Source organism: Polaromonas sp. P1_E1_2 (assembly GCF_056406035.1).
The window spans coordinates 1-2,951 of the sequence record NZ_JBFUAZ010000539.1 but is presented as its reverse complement, the minus strand read 5'-3'; the positions used below and the strand labels follow the sequence as shown (position 1 = coordinate 2,951).

The window sequence follows — 2,951 nt, the reverse complement described above, 5'->3', positions numbered from 1 at the left end:
GCGTATTTCTTGCCGGTCGATGGATGGCAGCGTAAGGCGGACCTGTTGGCMGCGTTTTCGACAATGGACCGTGGAAGCAGCGAGATGCCGACCTCYGCGGCWACACAGCCCAGGATGCCTTCCAGTGTGCCCATTTCAAGCCGGGTGTACCTGGGCCAGYCGCGCTCGCTCAGAAGCTGTTCGAACCGCTGGCGATAAGAGCAGCCGGTCTTGAACATGATCGCCGCCGCGCCGTTTTCCAGGCGCCTGCCGAGCTCACTGGGGCGCACCCAGCCGGCAGACGAGACGAGTACCAGTTCTTCTTCGAACGCGACCAGGCTGACCAGCGCATGGTTGTTGAGCGGGCCGGCGATGAACGCACCGTCCAGGCGCCGCGTGAGCACGGCCTCGATCAGTGCCGCTGTCGGGCCGGTTTCCAGCGTGATGGCCACCTGCGGAAGCACGCGGCGGTATGCGGCGAGCAGCGAGGGCAGCCGGACCGCAGCGGTGGTCTCCATCGAGCCGATTGTCAGGACAGCTGGAGCGTCTTCCTCCCCTTTGGCCGCGGCCTGCGCTTCATCCATCAGCGCCACGATGCGGTTGGCATAGGGCAGCAGCCGCTGGCCTGCCCGCGTCAGTTCCATGCCCCGGCTATGSCGCTTGAAAAGCGCCAGGCCCAACTCCGATTCCAGCATCCGGATGCGCTGGGTGATGTTGGATTGCACGGTGTGCAGCGTTTGCGCGGCAGAGGTAATGCCGCCCTGGCTGGCGACGGCGGCAAACGTTTTCAGGCCCAGAACATTCATGGTCAACCCATCGCTAAAAGAGAACGGAGGGATCACAACAAATCGTTTTTACCGAGACATCATATTGGATACAGTTTGTTTCACCTAGCAACATCTGTGGCAACGCAAAGGGCCTGACGAATGAACCAGCTCTTCAGTGATTTGCATGACGGCGGGGCCATCGCGGGCATTTTTTCGGAGCGGAATTTTGTCGACCGCTGCCTTCGTTTCGAGCGTGAACTTGCCGCCGTGCAGGCTGAACTGGGTGTGATTCCTCAGGATGCGGCTGATGAAATCTGTCGCGTTGCCCACGTCGAAAACATTGATTTTGCGCAACTCAGGCAGAAGACACGCATGGTCGGCCTGCCCATGGTGGGGCTGGTGAACCAGGTGGTCAAGCTGTGCCGCGGTGACCTGGGCCAGTATGTCCACTATGGCGCAACGACCCAGGACGTGATGGATTGCGCACTGGCGCTTCAGATGCAGGAAGCGTTCGCACTGATCGGCGATTCGCTGGCGCAATTTTCGGGGGCGCTGGGCGCATTGGCCACGGCCCACCAGCGCACCATCCAGGCCGGACGGACCAATCAGCAGCATGCGTTGCCCGTCACGTTCGGCTTCAAGGCTGCGGTCTGGAATTCGGGCGTGCTGCGGCAGATGGACCGGCTTGCAGAGGCTGTGCCGCGCGTGGCGACCGGGCAGCTGGGTGGCGCCGTGGGCACGCTGGCTTCGTTCTCCGGCGCGGGGCATGAAACACGCCGGCGCCTGATGCAAAAGCTGGGGTTGAATGAACCGGATGTTGCGTGGCATTGCATGCGTGACGGCCCGGCCGAGGCGGTGCTTCTTTTGTCGCAGATCGCTGCGACGCTCGGAAAGATCGGCCGGGACCTGCTGATGCTTTCCAGCACGGAAGTCGGTGAAGTGGCTTTTGCCGCTGGCAGGGGCGCCAGCAGCACCATGCCGCAGAAAAACAATCCGGTCGCGGCGTCGTCCGTCGTCGCCCTGTCGAGAATGCTGTTCCACACGGCTCCGATGATGCTGGACGCGGCGCTCGTGGAGAACGAAAGGTCGCTGGACGCCTGGTATGTCGAGCTGCATGCAGTGCCGCTGTGCTTCTCCCTGATGGGAGCCCTTCTGGCACAGGCCACGACCATGCTGGACGAACTGGTGGTGGACTCCGCAAGGATGGCGCGCAATGTGGCCCTCACAGACGGGGCGATCGTCACCGAGACCGTGCAGATGGCGCTGGCCAGGCGCATCGGCCTGAACCGCGCGCATGAACTGGTTGCCCGTGCCTGCCAGAAGTCCAGGGTGGAGGGCGTATCGATAGCGGCTGCCCTGGTGGGCTTGCAGTGCGGGCTGGACGAAGCCGCAGTGAATGCGCTGCTTGATGTGAACGAACACCTGTCTTTTGGTGCGCGCGAGGTGGACGCATCGCGCAGGCCGCCGCCTGCCGCCGGGGGCCTGGCAACGCAATCCGTATCCGTTTAACCAACCCGAGGGGGATTTATGACCAGAGCCATCTGCATTGCCTTCATGCTCGCCTTCTGCGCTGCGTCTGCGTGCGCTCAGGAGGCCTATCCCACCAAACCGGTCACCCTGATCGTGCCCTTTGCGGCCGGGGGGCCCATGGACAAACTGGCCAGGGAGCTTGCCGTGCCCATGCAGGCCCAGCTGCGCCAGCCTGTGGTTATCCAGAATCTGTCCGGCGCCGGCGGTAACCTCGGCACGGTCATCGCCATGCGGGCTCCAGCCGATGGTCACACGCTGCTGATGGGGCACATCGGCATGGCGACTTCACCGGCGCTGTACCGGAACCTGGGCTTCAAGCCGGATGTGGATTTCGCGCCGCTGGGAGTGGTGGTCGACACGCCTCTGGTGCTGGTTGCGCGGCCGCAGGTGYCCGTGGACTCCTTGGTGAGCCTCATCCGCTGGATGGCCCGGCAGCCGCAGGTGAGGCTGGCGCACGCCGGTGTGGGCTCGTCATCGCACCTGTGCGGCTTGCTGCTCCAGTCTTCATTGAAAGTCAGCATTACGACCGTGCCCTACCGTGGCAGTGCGCCCGCAGTGGCGGACCTGCTTGGCGGGCATGTGGACATGATCTGTGACCCCACCCCTACGACGGTCGGCCATATCCAGGCCGGCAAGCTCAAGGCAATTGCCGTGACCTCCGCCAAACCCCTGACC

General features: G+C 63.6%; 3 protein-coding genes. 2 read left to right on the top strand and 1 reads right to left on the bottom strand.

The genetic code is table 11. The features are described 5' to 3' along the window. Positions 1 to 785: LysR substrate-binding domain-containing protein (locus AC1D1P_RS19515; protein ID WP_477674112.1), on the bottom strand; the 785-nt coding region annotated here is incomplete at its 3' end. 120 nt (positions 786 to 905) lie between these two features. On the opposite strand from AC1D1P_RS19515, the gene AC1D1P_RS19510 reads away from it, so the two are divergent. After that, the gene (locus AC1D1P_RS19510) at positions 906 to 2,255 is read left to right on the top strand and encodes a class-II fumarase/aspartase family protein (RefSeq protein WP_477669301.1); all 1,350 of its coding nucleotides are present in this window, start codon (positions 906 to 908) and stop codon (positions 2,253 to 2,255) included. Positions 2,256 to 2,273: 18 nt separating this feature from the next. Then, positions 2,274 to 2,951, top strand: a 678-nt coding sequence (locus tag AC1D1P_RS19505) for a tripartite tricarboxylate transporter substrate-binding protein (protein ID WP_477674111.1), incomplete at its 3' end; no start/stop codon positions are given.